Source organism: Microbacterium oxydans (genome assembly GCF_006540085.1).
GTDB classification, from domain to species: Bacteria; Actinomycetota; Actinomycetes; order Actinomycetales; family Microbacteriaceae; genus Microbacterium; species Microbacterium oxydans.
On record NZ_BJOG01000002.1, the window covers coordinates 256,894 to 274,848 of the forward strand.

Below are 17,955 nucleotides of genomic sequence, written 5' to 3' on the forward strand. Positions count from 1 at the left end.
ATCATGAGCCATGCCGCGTTCGCCGATTCCGTGCACGTGCGCGCCCCGGGGAAGATCAACGTCTTCCTCGGGGTCGGCGGCCGGCACGACGACGGCTATCACGCGCTGGCGACGGTCTTCCAGGCGGTCTCGCTCTACGAAGACGTGATCGCGCGCCCCGCCGACGACTTCTCGGTGACGGTCTCCGGAGTGGAGGACATCGAGTCCGTGCCGCTGGACGACCGCAACCTCGCGATGCGCGCGGCCAAGCTGCTCGCCGTCGCGGTGGATCATCCGGGCGGGGTGGCGCTCGAGATCCGCAAGAGCGTGCCCGTCGCCGGCGGCATGGGGGGAGGGTCGGCAGACGCGGCAGCCGCCCTCGTGGCGTGCGATGCGCTGTGGGGCACCGGGCTGTCGCAGGCCCGACTGCACGACCTGGCCGCGCGTCTGGGTGCCGACGTGCCGTTCGCGCTGCACGGGGGAACGGCTGTGGGCACGGGGCGGGGAGACCAGCTCAACCCGGCACTCGCCCGCGGACGCTTCGACTGGATCCTGGTGCCCAGCGAGCAGGGGCTGTCGACGCCCGTGGTGTACGAGCGCCTCGACCTGCTGCGCGAGGACGAGGGCGCCCTGGCCGACGACCCGCAGCAGTCGCTGGACGTGCCCATCCCCGTGCTGCAGGCGCTGCGTTCGGGGGACCCGGCCCAGCTCGCCGACACCCTGTTCAACGATCTGCAGGCCGCGGCGCTGTACGAACGGCCCGACCTCGCCGAGACGATCAGCCTCGGGGTCGCCGCCGGTGCGCTGCAGGGCATCGTGTCGGGCTCGGGGCCCACGATCGCGCTGCTCTGCCCCGACCCTGAGACGGCGCAGGACGTGCAGTCGTCCCTGCGGGAGAACGGGCTCGACCCGCTGCACGTGCACGGCCCCGTGCCGGGTGCCCGCATCATCGGCTGAGGATCGCGTGCCGGCTCAGTCGGCTTGCAGGAGCGCGCTCACCCGATAGGGGATCACTTCGCGCAGGAACAGGCTCGTCGACGTGCGGAGAATGCCGGGGCACAGCCGCACGACCTCGGCCACGCGGTAGAGGTCGTCGGGGTCCTTCGCGACGACACGCAGCAGCAGGTCGGTGTCGCCGGCGGGAGCGAAGCACTCCAGCACCTCGGGGACGCGACTGAGCGCATCGATCGCGTCCGTGATCTGATGCTGATCGAGTTCGACCAGGATCGAGGCCGCGACACCGCGCCCGAGGGCCTGCGGCAGCACTCGCGAGCTGTGCGCACGCAGGTATCCTCCGGATTCGAGGCGATCCAGTCGAGCGTGCACGGTGCCGCGGGCGAGGCCGAGATCCTGGGCGATCAGGGCGACCGGACGGCGGGGGTCACCGTCGAGCACGGTGAGGATCCTGCGGTCGGTCGCGTCGAGGTTGGCCATTTCGATCACCGTCGCCTTCTGTGCGGAGTCACGATTGATCGGATCGTTCAATCAGAAATCACTCTATGGTCTGAATGATTGCATTGTGGTCAAATCGGTGTCAGATACGCACGATGTCGGTCACGAGCGGACATCACGCGCACCCGAACGACAGGCCACGAGCCTCACGACCAGGGTGCAGAGGGCGACGGGCCACGAGCCTCGACCGGCCCCGTCCCTGCAGCCGCCTCGTTCAGCAAGGGGGCGGGGCGGGCGCACTCTCCGGATGTCAGGGCCGTCTGGGTCTCAGTCGCGGGGGACCAGCAGCCGCAGCTGCACCATGGCCGAGAACCGGGCTTCCGGGTCGGCGAGGTCGAGTCCGCTGATCTCCGACAGGCGACGCAGCCGGTAGCGGAACGTGTTGGGATGCGTGTAGACGCGGGCTGCGGCGACGGCCACATCTCCGAACGCGTCGAGCCAGGCGCGCAAGGTCTCCACCAGGTGCGTCCCCTTCTCCCTGTCCTGCGCCAGCAGCTGCGCGACCGGACCGGTGGGCTGATCGCCCCTGGCGCGGACGAGGTCGGCGAGTTCGACCAGCAGCGCCTCCATCTGCACCGAAGTGAACCGTGCGACCGGTTCGCCGGAAGGCGCCTGACGGACCACGCGCAGAGCGCGGTCGGCATTCGCGCGCGAGGAAGGGATGTCTGCGACCGCCTCCGCCACCGTGCCGACGCCGATGCGGATCTCAGCGGTCGCGCCGAGCCGGCCCAGGAAGTCCGTGGCGACGCGCGCGGCGCGGCTGTCCGCGTCGGGATGCTCCGATCCGGGATCGGCATCGCCCTGCTCTGGGCGGATCCCGACGACGGCGTACACGACATCGCCGATCACGGCCACAGCCGAGCGGAGGTACACGGCCCCCAGGTGCACGGCGAACGCATCGGCGATCCGCTGCCTCTCCGCGACACCTCGTGCCCCGGCGGAGGGCTCGTCGTCGATGTCCTCCGTGGCGGACACGGCGAGCACGACGCACCGATGATCGCTCAGGCGCAGACGAGCCGTCGCATCCGCAGCCCCCGGCCCTCCCTCCAGGATCGTGGAGAGCAGGTCGGCGCGCAGTCGGCGCTCCACGTCGGCGCCGGCGCGCAGACGCAGCATGTGCAGGGCCACCAGCCCGGCCGAGTCCTTCAGCGCTCGTACGCGGTCGGGCGAGAGCGGTTCCTGCACAGCCGCCCAGATGGATCCGAGGATCTCGTCGCCCGCACGCACGGCCAGCGCCACGCGAGGGAACGACGGCAGACCCTCGGTGTTGGACACCGGTCCGACGTGGATCGGATCCTCGCTGCGGTACAGCTCCTGGAAGACGCCGCGCTCCTCGAGCTGCCGCGCGAACCGTTCGGGAACCTGCCGACCGAGCACCGTCTCGATGCGCGCCGGATCGGCCTCGTGCTGGCGACCCGAGAACGCGACGACCCGCGAGTTGCGGTCCTCGATCGTGACCGGTGCGTTCAGCAGCGTGGCGATCGCGTTGGCGAGGGCGAAGAGGTCGCCGGAGGGCATGCCGCCCAGCGTCGTCGTTCCCTGATCGCCGACGTCACCCTCGGCGATGAGCGAGCGCAGCATGGCAGCCAGTTGCGCCCACGACGCCCCGCGGGTGAGCGCGAGCACCGGGATGCCCGTGGCCTCGGACGCATCGCGCACCGGTTGTTCGGCCCGCACCGGAGCGCGCAGCACGAGGGCGGAGGCGTGCTGGGCAGCAAGGTTCTGCAGGAGTTCGGCGATCTCATCGGGATCGCTCAGCCCGACACCGAGCACGAGTGCCCCGCGCATCGGCATCGCGTCGTCGAGGACGTCGTGGATGACCACGGTCTCGATCTCGGCCTCGTCGTCGACGGCGCCGCTCACCACCTCGAGCAGGGTGGTGCCGAGGTCTTCGATGACCCGGCCGAGGCTGGCGCGGGGCCTGGTCGTCACGGACATGAGCACAGCGCCCAGGCTAGGGGGCGACCACGGGTGGCGGAGCTGTGGGGCACGACGAAATCGTATCGACTCTTGGTCGATCTCGACAGGATCGTCGTGCCCCGCGCGGGCCGTCAGCCCGCTCTCAGAAGGTGATCCACTCCGTGCGGATCGTCACCGCATCCAGCGCTTCCCGGTCAGGGGTGACCCCGATCCCCGGGCCGGTCGGCACCGTGAGCGTGCCGTCCTCGACGACGAACGGCTCGGTGATGTCGCGCGCGTAGTAACGGCCCGAGCCCGAGGTATCGCCGGGGAGGGTGAAACCGGGGAGGGCTGCGAGGGCGACGTTCGCCGCACGCCCGATCCCGGTCTCCAGCATCCCGCCGCACCACACCGGGATGTCGTTCGCCGCGCACACGTCGTGGATGCGTCGTGCCTCCAGGTACCCGCCCACACGGCCAGGCTTGATGTTGACGATCGAGCAGGCGCCGAGGGCGATCGCGTCCGCCGCGGCCCTGGCCGACACGATCGATTCGTCGAGGCACACCGGGGTGGTGATCGCCCGGGCGAGCTGCGCGTGTCCGAGAAGGTCCTCCTCGTCGAGCGGCTGCTCGATCAGGAGCAGGTCGAACGGGTCGAGCTTGGCGAGGTGCCGGGCATCGCCACGGTGGTAGGCGGTGTTCGCGTCGACCTGCAGCAGCACGTCGTCGCCGAAGCGCTCCCGCACGGCGCGCACCGGTTCGATGTCCCACCCGGGCTCGATCTTGAGCTTGATACGCACGTACCCCTCGTCGAGGTAGCCGCCGACGGCTTCGAGCAGCTCGGGGATGGAGTCCATGATCCCGACCGAGACACCGCAGTCGACCCGGTCGCGCACGGCGCCCAGCTCGCGCGAGAGCGGCACCCCGGCCGCCCGCAGCTCGGCATCGAGGATCGCCAGCTCGACCGCGGCCTTCGACATGCGGTGACCCTTGAACTTCGCCAGCGCCGGAGCGACCCCATCTGCGTCCAGGTCCTTCACCTGCGCGAGCGCGGGCAGCAGGAACCGGGTGATCACATCGACGCTCGCCTCCACGTACTCGGAGGAGTACAGCGGGTCGTTCATCGCGACACCCTCGCCCCAGCCCTCCGCCTCGTCGGTGACGGCGCGGACCACCAGGGCCTCGCGCACGGTCTGCACGCCGAACGACGTCCGGAACGGCGACACCAGCGGCATCTCGATCACGCGCAGCTCGAATCCGGTGAGCTTCATCCCTGTTCTCCTCTGTCGATGGTGTAGGCGCCGGAGCGGTCGAACGAGAGCACGCGCCCTCCACCCTCCAGCGATGATCCGAGCGTCTCGCGCAACGCCAGACGCCATGCGGTCGCCCGTGCGGGTTCGGTCAGGCGCAAGGTCTCGATGTCGCGTGGCAGCGCCACCCGTACCAGGCGCGCGTCGGTGCGATGCCGCAGCGGCCCGAGGTCGCCGCCCACGCTGAGCAGCGGCTCGACGGACATCTCCTCGGCGTTGATCTCCTCGGTGTCGATCTCCACGATCTCAGGCACCGGCTCCCCGTGACAGGCGGCGACCACCCTGGGGTCGCGCACGTACCAGGTCACGAGCATCCGATCGGTGTCGTCCGCCCCGTTGAGCGCATCGGCCATGTGTCCGTAGAAGTTGCGGTGATACGACGTCGGGGTCGCGGCGAGCTTCACGAGGTTGAAGTGCGCATTGCGGCTGATGAGGGGATCGAACGTCCAGGAGATCTCGTCCAGACCCTCCTCGAGCGCCCACGCGCGCTGGTGCACCTTGAGGGCGAAACCGACGCTGCGACCGCGCATCCGCGAGGAGACGCCCGCGATGTGGCTGTGCAGCGCACGCTGCTCGGGAGCGGCGAAGAAGCCGAAGCATGCGCCGACGAGCTCGTCGTGCTCGAATGCTCCGCCCACGTAGCTGCCGGCCTTCGACAGCGCCCGCAGCGTCTCGACGTTCACGGGGGAGGCTTCGCCCTGCTTGGTCCAGATGCTCTGGAACAGCTCGGCGACCAGCGTGAAGTCTTCCACATCCTCCAGCAGGCGGATCTCCACCCCCGCTTTCGCCGCGGCGGCGTTCGCGGCATCGGCGGCCTCCTCCGGCGACGCGGGGAAGGCCGCGGCGTCCGTCAGGCTCATGCCCGTCCTCCGTTCCGCGCCGGCGTGCGTTCTCTGACGGCGAGGATCAGCTCCTGCAGCAGCACGATGCGCTCCGGGATCAGTGCGACGATCACGTGCTCATCGTCGGCATGGGCGCCGCCGCCGACCGCGCCGAGCCCATCCAGCGTCGGCACCCCGAGCGCGGCGGTGAAGTTGCCGTCGGACGCGCCGCCGACCTCGACGCCGTGGAACGGAGTGAGACCGGCACGCTCGGCGATCTCGAGTGCCAGCGCGAACAGCGGTGCCGAGGATTCGGGCTCGAGTGGCGGACGATTCGCACCGCCGACCACGCGCACGGAGGCACCGGGAAGGGTGGCAGGGATCGCACGGAGGGCGGCATCCACCCTGTCCTGCTCCGCGACCGTGCGCACGCGCACGTCGACGGCGAACTCCGCCTCGGCCGGCACCGTGTTGGTGGTGCTGCCGGCGCGCAGGAGCGTGGGCGTCACGCTGGTCCCCACCGACCGGTCGCCGAGCCGCGCGATCGCGAGCACGAGGTGGGCCGCCTCGACGGCAGCGTTCACGCCACGCTCCGGTTCGAGCCCGGCATGGGCGGCACGCCCCGTGACATGCACACGGTAGAGCGAGACGCCCTTGCGTGCGATCTTCACGGCACCGCCGTCGGCCGAGGCCTCGAGCACGAGCGCCGCAGCGCAGCCGATCGCCTCCTGCTCGATCAGGGCGCGCGAACTCGGAGAACCGAGTTCTTCATCACCCGTGATCAGGATGCTGATGCCGGTGCGATCGGACAGTGCGGCGACGGCATGCAGCGCCATCACGACGCCCGTCTTCATGTCGAAGCATCCGGGTCCGCGGAGCACACCGTCCTCGACGGTGAACGGCAACCGCCGCAGCGAGCCGAGCGGCCATACCGTGTCGTGGTGGCCGAGGAGCAGCACGACCGGATCGCCGAATCGCCAGCGCAGATGCGTGCGCCCGTCGATGACGATGCGTTCCGGGGCGACCCCCAGCAGCCTCTCACCGAGGGCGGCGACGACGTCGGCGCTGCGGGAGACGGCTTCGAGGTCGTCCGACGGCGACTCGCAGGAGACGAGGGTCTCGATGTCGGCGAGGACCAGGTCGAGGTCCGCGTCCGCCTGCACGCGCATCACGACACCTTCGGCGCTGCGCGCACACCGTGGTGCAGGTAGCGCTCGCCGCTGGGCAGGGAGTAGAAGACCACAGCATGCCACCCCTGCTCGCCCTCCGGTCGCATCACGAACTCGCCGTGACGCACCGGGACCAGCGGGTGCTCCTGCACCGGATCGGGGAGCAGGGCGGCGAGCGGGCCGTTGAGCGTGGTGCGCATGCGCAGGCCCTCGTCGTCGCGGAAGATCTCGGTACGGACCCCTGAGCGGTCGTAGATGCCCTCGAACTCGGAGAAGTCGTCGGCGAACGGCTCCGCAGGCGGGGTGAGGCCCGCCGGCACGTGCACATCCGCGAGCTCGGAGAAGATCTCGTCGAACAGTTCGGCGTACAGGTCGTGCGTGTTGCCGCCGTTGGTGAGCATCGTCACCGCGAGCTGCTCGTCCGGCAGGATGCGCAGGAACGCCGCCTGGCCGATGGTGTTCCCGTCGTGGCCGTAGAGTCGGCGCCCGTCCCAGTCGAACAGGATCCACCCCACGCCCCAGGCATCGCCGAGGGAGTACGGGTCGGGCATGTCGACCTCCCGCTGCTGCATCCGTCGCACGCTCTCCTCCGACAGCACCCGCGTGCCGTCGGCTGCGAGTCCCCCCGTGAGGTGCATGCGGGCGAAGGCGAGCACGTCGGCGGTCGTGGAGTTCACCAGTCCCGCCGGACCCATCGCGCGCGGGAGCATCCAGGCAGGGGCGAGGGTCGGTCCGTCATCACCCACTTCGGTGTGGCCGCTGGCGGCACGGAACATGATGGCCTCTTCGGGGAGCGTGCAGGAGTGCGTGAGACCGAGGGGCGTCATCAACAGGTCGCGCATCGCCTGGTCCCAGCTGGTACCCGTGATCTTCTCGATCACCCGACCGGCCAGCACGAATCCGGAGTTGCAGTACGACATCGTGGCACCGAGCGGGTGGTTCTGCGCGATGCCGTCGAGCAGCGCGACGTACTTCTCCAGGGTGTCGTCTCCGCGGCCGGTATCGGTGAACACGTCGCCGTCGATCCCGCTCGTGTGGTTGAGCAGGTGACGCATCGTCACGGTGCGGGTGACCTCGGGATCCGACGAGGCGAACTCCGGGACGTACTCCACGATCGGGGTGTCGAGGTCGAGCCTGCCCTCGTCGACGAGCTTCATCACCACCGAGGTGGTCCACACCTTGCTCATCGAGCCGATCTGGAACACCGAGTCGTCGGTGGTCTCGATCCCCGTGCGCACGTTGAGTATGCCGTGGTGCGCATACACGGGCTCCTCTCCGAGACGGAGGATGCCGAGGGTCGCCCCGGGAACCTTGTGCGCCTCGGCCAGGGCGCTCAGTCGATGCTGCCAGTGCCGGGCGTCGAGTCGTGCGCGCACCGGCTTCCCCGCTGGCGGGGCGTACTGCTCCACCCAATCGATCACCCGCTGCGAGAAGTCGGCGCGGTGCGACGGCGGCCCGGAGAGCACGAAGAGGTGCGAGCCACCGGGGTAGAGCACGAGACGGGTCGGCACCCCGCGCTCGCGCAGCGCCGTGAACCACTGCTCCGCCTGACCCACCGGGCAGCGGTCGTCGGCTGCGCCGTGCAGGATCAGCGTCGGCGTCTTCACCTGATCGACCCGCGTGAACGGCGACTGCGCGGAGATGCGCTCCTCGTCGCGCCACGGCAGACCGCCGTTCTCCTTGGAGGAGAGGTAGTGGCCGAAGTCCGACGTGCCGCCCATCGAGAACAGGTCGGTGACGACGCCACCGGCGACAGCGGCGGCGAAGCGGTCATCGCGCGAGGTGAGGAAGCACGTCATGAAGCCGCCGTAGCTGTAGCCCGTGACGGCGAGGCGCGCCGGATCCGCGACGCCTTCCGCCACGAGAGCGTCGATCGGCTCCAGGAAGTCGTTCGCGTCGTTGACTCCCCAGCCGCCGGATACCGCCGAGAAGAACGCGTCGCCGTAGCCGTCGCTTCCTCGGGGGTTGAGGGTCAGGACCGCCCAGCCGCGTCGCGTGAGCACCTGGTGATAAGGGTGGGCGATGTCCGCTGCCCCGTTCCAGGCGTTGTGGGGCCCGCCGTGGATGTCGAGCAGGAGCGGGAGCGGGGCCGCGGCGTCGGGGTCGCGGCGCAGCCAGCCGGTGACGACCGTGCCGTCGGAGATCGTGAATCGGCGCTCCTCCGCGGGCACGAGCTCGAACTCGGGAGTGCCGTAGTCGGTGAGGGCACGCGCCGTGCCGTCGGAGAGGTCCAGGAGCGCGACATCGCCGAACGACTCCGGTGTGGTGAGCACGATCGCGGCGGACGATCCTGCGACCGACAGCCCCGAGACGTTCGCGGTTCCGTCCACGAGAGGCGCGGCACCGGAGCCGTCCTGCGCGACCCGGTACACGTGCGAGTAGCCGTTGTCGCGAAGGCAGAACACGATGTCGCCGTCCTCCGTGAACTGCGGCATGCCGCCGGGGTAGCCCGGACCACCGGGCATCACGTTGCGGTCGAGGCCGGCGGTGAGGTTCCGCGGGTCTCCGCCGTCGACGGGGAACAGCAGCAGGTCCGCGTTGCCGACCTCGGTGTCGGTGCGTCCGGCCGCGAGCACGTGGCGACCGTCGGGGGTCCAGCCCACCGCCGTCGCCTGCACGTCGGCGGCGCTGACCTGCACCGGGGGGCTGTTCGGGTCGGTGGACGAGCACACGAGCACGGGGATCCGCATCGTCAGGTCCGCATCGTCCTCGATGCTCGCGGAGTAGGCGATGCGGGTGCCGTCCGGCGACCAGAAGGGCTCGGAGGCGTGCGAGCGTCCATGCGTGACCACGGTGATCTTCCCGGAGGCGACGTCGAGCACGTGCAGCTGCTGCACGAGAGTGCCGAGGTTTCCGGCGCCATCCGCCTTGTATCCGAGACGGTCGGTGCCGGTCGGAGCCGAACGACGGGCCAGGATGGTGTCCTTGTCCTCGCCGGGGAGGGCCGCACTGTCGACCGGGGCGGTGAAGGCGATGCGGGCACCGTCAGGGCTCCAGGCCGCGGCGCCGGCGCCGAGGGGGAGAGCGGTCAGACTGCGGGCCTCACCTCCGCCTGCAGGGAGGACCCAGAGCTGCGCGGGTCCGTCCTGTGCCCGCAGGAACGCCAGCTGCGCGCCGTCGGGGCTCCACACGGGGGCAGAATCCCCTGTGCCGTGCGTCAGCGGGGCGGGGGCTCCGCCGGAGGACGCCACCTGCCAGAGCGCGCGGGTGTCGCGGTCGCCGTCGCGGTCGGTCGTCCGCAGCACGTAGGCGATGCGGGTGCCGTCCGGAGACAGCGCGGGCTGCTCCGGTGTGCGGACGGAGAGCAGGTCGTCGACGGTGACGCGGTTCATGAGAGCTCCAATCGATGGTCAGTTCACTGTGTCCGCTGAGAGCGGGGACGGTGTTGTGGTCGCGGCCGAAACCAGGGGGATGCTTTGGGAGATGGGCACAGTTCCGAGCGCGACGTCCGCGTGCGTGCCGGCGAAATGGCACGCGGCTCCGGCTGAACCCGAGGGCAGAGGAGGATCCGCGATCACGCAGACCTGACGATCGGGTCGTGCCGCGGGACCGATCGGGCACCGCGGGTGGAACCGACATCCGCTGGGAGGCGCATGCGGGTCGGCGGGCTCCACGTCGACCGGGGCGAGCGGGTCGACCGCCAGCAGGTCGCCGTTCCTGGTGGGCGCCGCCTGCAACAGGTCCCTCGTGTACGGGTGCTGCGGGTCGGCGAGCACCTGCTCGGTGGGGCCGAACTCCACGATCCGCCCGAGATACATCACGGCGATGTGGTCGCTCAGATAGCGCACGACCGAGAGGTTGTGCGAGATGAACAGCATCGTGAGGTCGAGTTCACCGCGCAGCTCCCGCACGAGGTTCAGTACCGAGCCCTGCACCGACACATCGAGCGCCGACGTGATCTCGTCGGCGATCACGACCTCCGGTCGCGCGGCGAGCGCTCTGGCGAGGGCGATGCGCTGTCGCTGCCCGCCGGAGAGCGCTGCCGGAAGAGACGGGGCGCGGTCGGCGTCCAGGCTCACCAGGTCGAGCAGTCTGGCGACCTCCGCGCGTCGGGCAGCGGTGCCGCGGATGTCGCGGGGGAGCGCCTCGGCGATGGACTCGCCGATCGTCATCCGGGGGTCGAGCGAGGAGAACGGATCCTGGAACACCATCTGGATGGGGCGTCGACGACCGAAGCTGCGCACATCCGCACCGTCGAGCGTGATCGTTCCCTCGCTGATCGGCGCGAGGCCGATCGCCGCGCGAGCCAGCGTCGATTTGCCCGACCCCGATTCGCCGACCAGCCCGACCACGGAGCCGGACGGCACGACGAGGGAGACGTCGTCGACGGCCGTGAGACCGGCGCGGTGCGTTCCGTAGCGCACGCTGACCCGCTCGAATCGCAGTTCGCTCATCTCAGGACCGTCTCTTCCTCTTCGGTGCTCATGGCGATGGCCACCGGCGCCGGAGCCTCGCCGTCGACCGGGTGCCAGCACGCGACCCGGTGTCCCGCTGCGTCGGCCACCAGTTCGGGGTCGCTCTCGCGGCAGAGATCGGTGGCGAGGGGGCACCGGGCGGCGAACGCGCACCCGACGGGGAAGGCCCCTGGCGCCGGCGGGCGGCCGGGGATCATCTTGAGCGGCTCGTTGCGGTCGGCGTCGAGCTCGGGTACGACCTCGAGCAGTGCCCGGGTGTACGGGTGCCTGGCGTCGGTGTGCAGGGTCGCCGCGGGCAGGTCTTCGACGATGCGGCCCGCGTACATGACGAGCACCCTGTCGCAGGTCTGCGCGACCACGGCGATGTCGTGGCTGATCAGCAGGATCGCGGCATCGGTGTCGCGCCGCACTCCCGCGAGCAGCTGGAGCACCTGTCGCTGCACCGTCACGTCGAGCGCGGTGGTCGGCTCGTCGGCGATGATCAGCCGCGGGTGGTTCATGAGACCCATCGCGATCATCGCGCGCTGCCTCATGCCGCCGGAGAACTCGTGCGGGTACTGGTGGGCGCGGCGGGCGGCCGCGGGCACCCGCACCGACTGCAGGCGCTCGATCGCCCGGTCCATGGCCTGCTTCCGCGTGATGTCCTGGTGCTCGGAGGCTGCCTCGGCGAGCTGCGATCCGATGCGCCTGGTCGGGTTGAACGACGTCATCGGGTCCTGGAAGACCATCGCGAGCGACGTGCCGAGCAGGCTTCGCACCGCCCGATCCGAGCTGGTCAGCAGCGGAGTGCCGCAGAAGTCCAGCTGCGCGGCGGCGACATGGCCGGGACGCTCGATGAGCCGGGCTGCGGCGAGGGCGGTCAGGCTCTTGCCGGATCCGGATTCGCCGACCACGCCGATCGCCTCGCCGCGCGACACGGTGAACGAGACGCCGCGCACCGGGGTGACCCACCCGGCGGCCGTGGGGAAGGAGACGCGCAGGTCGTCGACGAGGAGCACCACTTCTTCACCGTCGACCTGCGCGGGCTTGCTGGCATCGAGTCCGGTCGCTCCGGGGAGCGCGACGGCGGGAAGGCGATGGCGGCGCCGAGCCGACCGTCCGCCCAGAGCTGCAGCCGCCGTCTCTCCGAGGAGGTTGAAGGCGAGGCCGGCGATCACCACGGCCACGGCCGGTCCGAGCGCCGCCGCGGGGTTGAGGTAGATGCGGTTGAGGCCCTCGCCGAGCAGGCGGCCCCAGTCGTACTCCGGCACCTGCACGCCCAGACCGAGGAACGAGAGTCCGGCGAAGGCCAGCAGTGCCGAGCCGGCCGCGACGGTCGCGTTCACGATGAGCGGCTCGCCGATGTTGGGCAGGATGTGGCGGATGAGGACCCGCAGGCGCGAGACTCCGGCGACCCGGGCGGCGGAGATGAAGTCGCGACCGGCGATCGCCGCCGACAGGGTCTGGGTGAGACGGGCGAACTGCGGCGCCATCGCGAAGCCGATCGCGAGCACGGCACCGGTGGAGCCGACGCCGAAGATGACGGCGAAGAACAGGGCGAGGAGGAGGCCGGGGAAGGCCACGGCGATGTTGACGAAGCCGACGATCGGGCGTCCGACCCATCGGGGGAGCACCGACGGTGCCGTGCCGAGCAGCGTTCCGGCGACCACACCGATGACCACCGCGACCACGGCGAGCACCACAGAGAGTCGGGTCGCGACCAGTACGCGGGCGAGCACGTCGCGGCCGAGGGCGTCGGTTCCCAGCAGATGCTCCGCGCTCGGTCCCTGCGTGATCGCGGTCGGGTCCACCTGCTCGGCCTGGGCGCCCCAGATCACCGGGGCGAAGATCGCGCCGAGCGTGACGAGCAGGATCAGACCGAGGGCGGTGATGCCGAGGGGCGAGCGGACGATGCCGGACCATGCCGTGCGTGCGGACATCATGCCTCCCTGATGGTGGAGCGAGGATCGAGGAGCGCGAGGATCACGTCGATCACGAGGTTCACGACCAGCACCCCCACGCCGTAGACGAGCACGATGCCCTGCACGACCGAGTAGTCCTTGGTGAGGATCGACTGCACGATCATGGTGCCGAGCCCCGGCCAGGCGAAGACGTTCTCGACCAGCACGGTGCCGGCGACCATCCCCGTCAGGAGCAGTCCGGTGAGGGTGAGGGTCGCGGTCATGGCGTTCGGGAGCGCATGGCGGGAGTAGATGCGGCGCGGGGCGAGGCGCTTGGCCCGCGCGGTGCGGATGAAGTCCTGGCCGAGCACGGAGAGCACCTCGACCCTGATGATGCGTGAGAACACCGCGATCGGGCCGACCGCGAGCGCCACGACCGGCAGCACGAGCGCGAACGGAGCGGTGTTCCCGGCGACGGGGAACCACCCGAGCGACACCGCGAACACGTACACGAGGCCGACAGCGAGGAGGAACTCGGGGATCGCGGCGAGGATGACCGAACCGGTCGCGAACGCCAGCTCCAGCCCGCGTCGGCGACCGCCGCGGGTGGCGACGGCCATGGTCACCCCGAGCGGGACCGAGACCAGCAGCACGAGCACGACCGCGAGCAGGGCGAGCTGGAGAGTCGCGGGGAGCCGGGTGGCGATGATCTCGGAGACGGGCTGGCTGGTGATCATCGAGGAGCCCATGTCGCCGGTGAACAGCCCCCCGATGTAGCGGAAGTACTGCACGATGAGCGGCTGGTCGAGGCCGAGAGCCGCGCGCCGGGCCTCGACGAGCTCGGCCGGGGCGTTCAGCCCCAGCGCCGCGCGCACCGGGTCGCCCGGCACGAGGTGGATCATGAGGAAGGCAGCCGTGACCAGCACCCACACCGAGAGCAGGAACTGCCCTCCGCGCCGGACCAGGAAGGACAACCAGGGGTTGTCCGACCGGGCGGATCTGATCAGTATCGCCTGCGTGGCGGTGGTGCTGGCCATCGGCTGTCTCCGGTCTCCGATTACTCGTACATGCGGATCGACGTGGGGTCGATGCCGTCGCCCTCGGTGAACGTCGCCTTGGTCGCGAAGGTCGACCGGTCGATGTTCGCGTACGGCATGACACTGGTCGTCGCGTACAGGGCCTGCTCGGCGGTGCCCCAGTCGTCGCACCCTTCGCTGCCGGCCTTCGCGGATGCCGCGGTGACGGCCTCCGTGTACTCCGGATTGTCGATCGAGGCGAAGTTGGTGCCGTTCGGCGGCGTCGGGCCCGAGTAGAACGGCACGAGCATGCTCGGCAGCGAGACGGTGAGCGGCGCGGCCGAGATGTCCCAGTCGCCCGTGGAGAACAGGGTCTCGCTCAGCGTGGGCGAGTCCACGGCGGCGACCGTGATGTCGACGCCCAGCTCCTTCCAGGCGGCCTGGGCGTGCTCCGCTGCGGCGTTGCCGGCGTCGCCGAGCTGCGAGGAGTAGATCATGCGCAGGGTCAGCGTCTCGCCGTCCTTGGTGCGCACGCCGTCGCTGCCGGCCTTCCACCCCGCCCCGTCGAGCGCTGCGGCTGCGGCCTTCGCGTCGAATTCGGGCATGAAGCCCTTCAGCACGTCCGCACGGCAGGGGTTCGGCGACACGGTCACGAGCCCGGTGGGTACGCTGGCGGATCCGCTGCCGAGAACCTGGCGCATCTGGTCGAGGTCGAGTGCCTCGAGCAGCGCCTCGCGCACGGCCTGGTCAGCGGTGGGGCGTCCCTCCGCCTGGTTGAAGATGAACTGTCCTGCCGGGGTCGGGATCTCGGTGTGGAACAGCCCGGCGTCCTTGAGGCGCTTGTTGTCCGGACCGATCACGAGGGCGGCGTTGACCTCGCCGGAGAGCAGCAGGTTCGTGGCGGTCGTCTCGTTCGGGATGACGCGGAAGACCACGGAGTCGGGGAGCCCCTTCTGCTTCGGGTCCCAGTCGTCGGGGCCCCAGGCGAAGTCGTCGCGACGGGTCAGCGTGTACTGGCTGTTGGGGACGACTTCGGCCATGGTGAACATGCCGGTGGCGCCTTCGCCCTTGGCGAGCGCATCCGGGTCGTCGATCACCGATCCGCAGACGATCGAGATGCTGCCGATGTTCTCGATCAGGAACGAGTCCGGTCGTCCGCTGGTGACGGTCACCGTGCCGGCGGTGTCGTCGCCCACGGCACTGGTGCCCGGCTGCACCTGCAGCCCGACCAGGGGCGAGCCGTTGGCCGGGTCTCCGATGTGGGTGATGTTCGCGGCCACGTCGGTGGCCGTGAGCGGGGTGCCGTCCTCGCACGTGAGACCGTCACGGAGCGTGAAGGTCGCGGTCGTGGTGTCCGCCTCCCAGGAGTCGGCGAGGCCGGAGGCGATGCTGCCGTCCTCCAGCACCTCGACGAGCCGCGCGTACAGGAAGCGGTCGATCGAGCGCGCGACGGACATCACGGTGACGAAGGGGTCGAGGCTGCCGGGATCGGTGGAGATCACCGAGGTGAAGGTCTTGCCGTCGGCGAGCACGCCGTCCGTGGCATCCCCGCTGGGCGGGGCGCCTCCGGCGCAGGACGTCAGGGCGAGCGCCGCAGCGCCGAGCAGCGCGACCAGCGGGGTACGAGAACGCATCAGAAGCCTCCAGCAGTGTTCGGGATGGTGCAGGTGGGTGGTGCAGGGGGATACGGGTCGGGGATCAGCGCGCGCGCAGGTCTTCGACGGCGGCGAAGGCGGCGCGTCCGATCGAGGCGTCCACGAGCGGCTGTCGGTCGCTGAGCGATGCTGCTCGAGTGAACACGGCCACCGCGTACTGACGGCCGTCGGGGTAGGTGACCACACCGGCTTCGTTGCGCCAGGTCGGGAGTGTGCCGGTCTTCGCGGCGATGCGCACCTCGGCAGGGAACCCGGAGGTGAGTCGGTGCGGCCAGATCTGCAGTGCCATGATGTCGCGCGCCTGACGACAGGCCTCCGGTGCGGCGGCGGCGTCGGTCCACAGCGCGTTCAGCACGGCGGTCACCTCGCGCGGCGTGGAGTGCGACGTCCGCAGCGGCTGCACGGCGTCGAGGGCGAGGATCTGCTCCGCGCTCGCTCCGGTCAACAGGTCGTCCAGGTCGCTGTCGGCCGCGCCGCCGAGGTCGACGACCACCGAGGCGAACAGGTCTTCGCAGCATCCCACGAGCTGGGTCTGCCGCAGCGCGAGGTCGGAGATGACGCGATTGATGGCCTCTGCGCCCAGGCGGTGGTAGATGACGTCGGTCGCCGCGTTGTCGCTCATGGTCATCATGTTCAGGGCCAGATCGCGCCAGCTCATCTCCACGTCGTCCGCGAAGCCGGCCGTGCCCACCCCTCCGATGCGGTAGCGCGCCGTCACGGTCGTGCGCGCCGCGGGGTCGAGCTCTCCCGCGGCGACCGCGCGGACGAAAGCGGTCAGCACCAGGATCTTGAAGACCGAGGCGAGCACCACCGGCTCATCGGCGCCAACGGTCACTTCAGGACCGCCCTCGACACCGATCTCCCTGGCATGGAGGAAGCCCGTGGCCCCTGCATCTGCGAAGATCTCGGCGATCCGTCGTTCGACGCCCGACGTGTCCGTTTCCGGCACGGTGGCCGCGATGCTGCTCATGCGTCCACCCGGCGGTCGGCTCGTCCGGTGTGCAGGTACAGAGCACGTCCGCTGCCGTCGTCGCCGACGAAGGCGTGCGGCATGCGCATCCCGTTCTGCGCTTCGCGAGGGAGCAGGGTGTCGCCGGCCCAGCCGATCAGCTCGACGGGCTCCGGTGCCGGCCCCAGTTCGGCGAAGATCCCCTTCATGGTGCGTTCCAGCCAGATGCGGCCATCGTCGTCGACCCGCACGGTGGAGTCGGAGACCGACGACGAGTACGTGCCGAGGATCCGCTCGAGGTCGATCGCGACCGGGGAGTCGGGGATCGACGGCAGCTCCGGGACCGTGACCCCGGCGAGGGCGGCCAGCACCTTCGACGTGATGGCATGGTACGCATCGACCGTGCGTCCGCCGTTCGTGAGCACCGCCACCGCGACTCCCGCGCCCGGCACCATGCGCAGGAATGCGTTCTGGCCGATCGTGCCGCCGTCGTGGCCGATCACGGGTCCGCCGTCCCAGTCGAAGATCTCCCAGCCCAGACCCCAGGCGTCGCCCATCAGGCCGAGTTCGGGCAGGTCGACCTGCCGTTCCTGCATGGCCAGCACGCTCTGCTCCGAGAGCACCCTTGTGCCGTTGGCGGCGACGCCGCCGTCCAGATGCATGCGGGCGTAGGTCACCAGGTCTCGCGCCGTCATGGCGAGCATCGATCCCGCGGGGGCGTTCGAGCGCACCAGGCTCCACACCGGCGCCGGCACGGGTTCGTCGCTGCCCTCCGCGGGGATGTGCCCGAGCGCCGCGCGGAACATGATCGCCTCCGCGGCCGTGGTGGCGACGTGAGTGAGCCCCAGGGGAGCGGCGAGGTGGGTATGCAGCGCCTGATCGTAGGACGTGCCGCGCAGCACTTCGACGATGCGGCCGAGCACCACGAACGCGGCGTTGTTGTACGAGAACCGCTCGCCGGGAGCGAAGAGCTGCGGGGCGTCGGCGATCGTCGCGAGGTACTTCTCCACCGCGTCGTCGCCGACCCCGGTGTCGTTGAACAGGTCGCCCTCGAACCCGCTCACGTGGCTCAGCAGCTGACGGGGGGTGATCGCCCTCGCCGCCGTGTCGTCGCCGATCGTGAACTCCGGTACCACCTCGCGCACCGGGGCGTCGAGGTCGAGCAGACCCTCGTCGACGAGCTGCATGATCAGCGTGGCCGTCCAGGTCTTCGTGATGGACCCGATCTGGAAGACCGAGTCCTCGTCGGCTTCGACGCCGGTGTTGCGATTGAGGATCCCGGCTGCGGTGGTGAAGATCTCGCCACCGGCCAGGATCGCGACGGATGCGGCAGGGATATGCGCGTCGGCCAGCATCGTGGGAAGGTTCTCCCGCACCCAGCTGCCGATTTCGTTCAGGTCGGACACGTGCG

General features: G+C 70.3%; 13 protein-coding genes. 1 reads left to right on the forward strand and 12 read right to left on the reverse strand.

All coding sequences use genetic code 11. The features are described from left to right. The first annotated feature begins 3 nt into the window (after positions 1 to 3). The gene (locus MOX01_RS07095) at positions 4 to 936 is read left to right on the forward strand and encodes a 4-(cytidine 5'-diphospho)-2-C-methyl-D-erythritol kinase (RefSeq protein ID WP_141369062.1); all 933 of its coding nucleotides are present in this window, start codon (positions 4 to 6) and stop codon (positions 934 to 936) included. A 15-nt stretch (positions 937 to 951) separates the two neighbouring features. On the opposite strand, the gene MOX01_RS07100 is transcribed toward MOX01_RS07095, so the two are convergent. The 12 genes from MOX01_RS07100 to MOX01_RS07155 all read right to left on the reverse strand — a co-directional run bounded on the left by MOX01_RS07100 (position 952) and on the right by MOX01_RS07155 (position 17,950). Next, positions 952 to 1,413, reverse strand: a complete 462-nt coding sequence (locus tag MOX01_RS07100; RefSeq protein WP_046749869.1) for an Lrp/AsnC family transcriptional regulator — start codon at positions 1,411 to 1,413, stop codon at positions 952 to 954. Between the two features lie 285 nt (positions 1,414 to 1,698). Continuing rightward, positions 1,699 to 3,369 carry a helix-turn-helix domain-containing protein gene (locus tag MOX01_RS07105; RefSeq protein ID WP_046749717.1) on the reverse strand — a complete coding sequence of 557 codons (1,671 nt, stop codon included), beginning with the start codon at positions 3,367 to 3,369 and terminating at the stop codon, positions 1,699 to 1,701. 124 nt (positions 3,370 to 3,493) lie between these two features. Then, positions 3,494 to 4,600, reverse strand: a complete 1,107-nt coding sequence (gene menC / locus MOX01_RS07110; RefSeq protein ID WP_141369064.1) for an o-succinylbenzoate synthase — start codon at positions 4,598 to 4,600, stop codon at positions 3,494 to 3,496. Next, complete coding sequence (locus MOX01_RS07115) at positions 4,597 to 5,499, reverse strand: GNAT family N-acetyltransferase (RefSeq protein ID WP_141369066.1); 903 nt, start codon at positions 5,497 to 5,499, stop codon at positions 4,597 to 4,599. The genes menC and MOX01_RS07115 overlap by 4 nt, the downstream gene beginning before the upstream one ends. Further along, positions 5,496 to 6,629, reverse strand: coding sequence for a M20 family metallopeptidase (locus MOX01_RS07120; protein ID WP_141369068.1), 1,134 nt, complete (start codon positions 6,627 to 6,629; stop codon positions 5,496 to 5,498). Before MOX01_RS07120 ends, MOX01_RS07115 begins: the two co-directional genes overlap by 4 nt. Beyond that, positions 6,629 to 9,961: a serine hydrolase gene (locus MOX01_RS07125; protein ID WP_141369070.1), complete on the reverse strand. Its 3,333-nt coding sequence runs from the start codon at positions 9,959 to 9,961 to the stop codon at positions 6,629 to 6,631. Before MOX01_RS07125 ends, MOX01_RS07120 begins: the two co-directional genes overlap by 1 nt. A gap of 18 nt (positions 9,962 to 9,979) precedes the next feature. Further along, positions 9,980 to 11,023: an ABC transporter ATP-binding protein gene (locus tag MOX01_RS07130; RefSeq protein WP_141369072.1), complete on the reverse strand. Its 1,044-nt coding sequence runs from the start codon at positions 11,021 to 11,023 to the stop codon at positions 9,980 to 9,982. Beyond that, the gene (locus tag MOX01_RS07135) at positions 11,020 to 12,966 is read right to left on the reverse strand and encodes a dipeptide/oligopeptide/nickel ABC transporter permease/ATP-binding protein (protein WP_141369074.1); all 1,947 of its coding nucleotides are present in this window, start codon (positions 12,964 to 12,966) and stop codon (positions 11,020 to 11,022) included. The genes MOX01_RS07130 and MOX01_RS07135 overlap by 4 nt, the downstream gene beginning before the upstream one ends. Then, complete coding sequence (locus MOX01_RS07140; protein ID WP_058632408.1) at positions 12,963 to 13,961, reverse strand: ABC transporter permease; 999 nt, start codon at positions 13,959 to 13,961, stop codon at positions 12,963 to 12,965. Before MOX01_RS07140 ends, MOX01_RS07135 begins: the two co-directional genes overlap by 4 nt. A 20-nt stretch (positions 13,962 to 13,981) precedes the next feature. After that, positions 13,982 to 15,574 (reverse strand): ABC transporter substrate-binding protein, encoded by a 1,593-nt coding sequence (locus MOX01_RS07145; RefSeq protein WP_141369076.1) that lies wholly within the window; start codon positions 15,572 to 15,574, stop codon positions 13,982 to 13,984. Positions 15,575 to 15,638: 64 nt separating this feature from the next. Next, on the reverse strand, positions 15,639 to 16,565 hold the full coding sequence (locus MOX01_RS07150; protein ID WP_141369078.1) for a serine hydrolase: 927 nt from the start codon (positions 16,563 to 16,565) through the stop codon (positions 15,639 to 15,641). After that, on the reverse strand, positions 16,562 to 17,950 hold the full coding sequence (locus MOX01_RS07155; RefSeq protein ID WP_141369080.1) for a serine hydrolase domain-containing protein: 1,389 nt from the start codon (positions 17,948 to 17,950) through the stop codon (positions 16,562 to 16,564). Before MOX01_RS07155 ends, MOX01_RS07150 begins: the two co-directional genes overlap by 4 nt. Positions 17,951 to 17,955 lie beyond the last annotated feature (5 nt).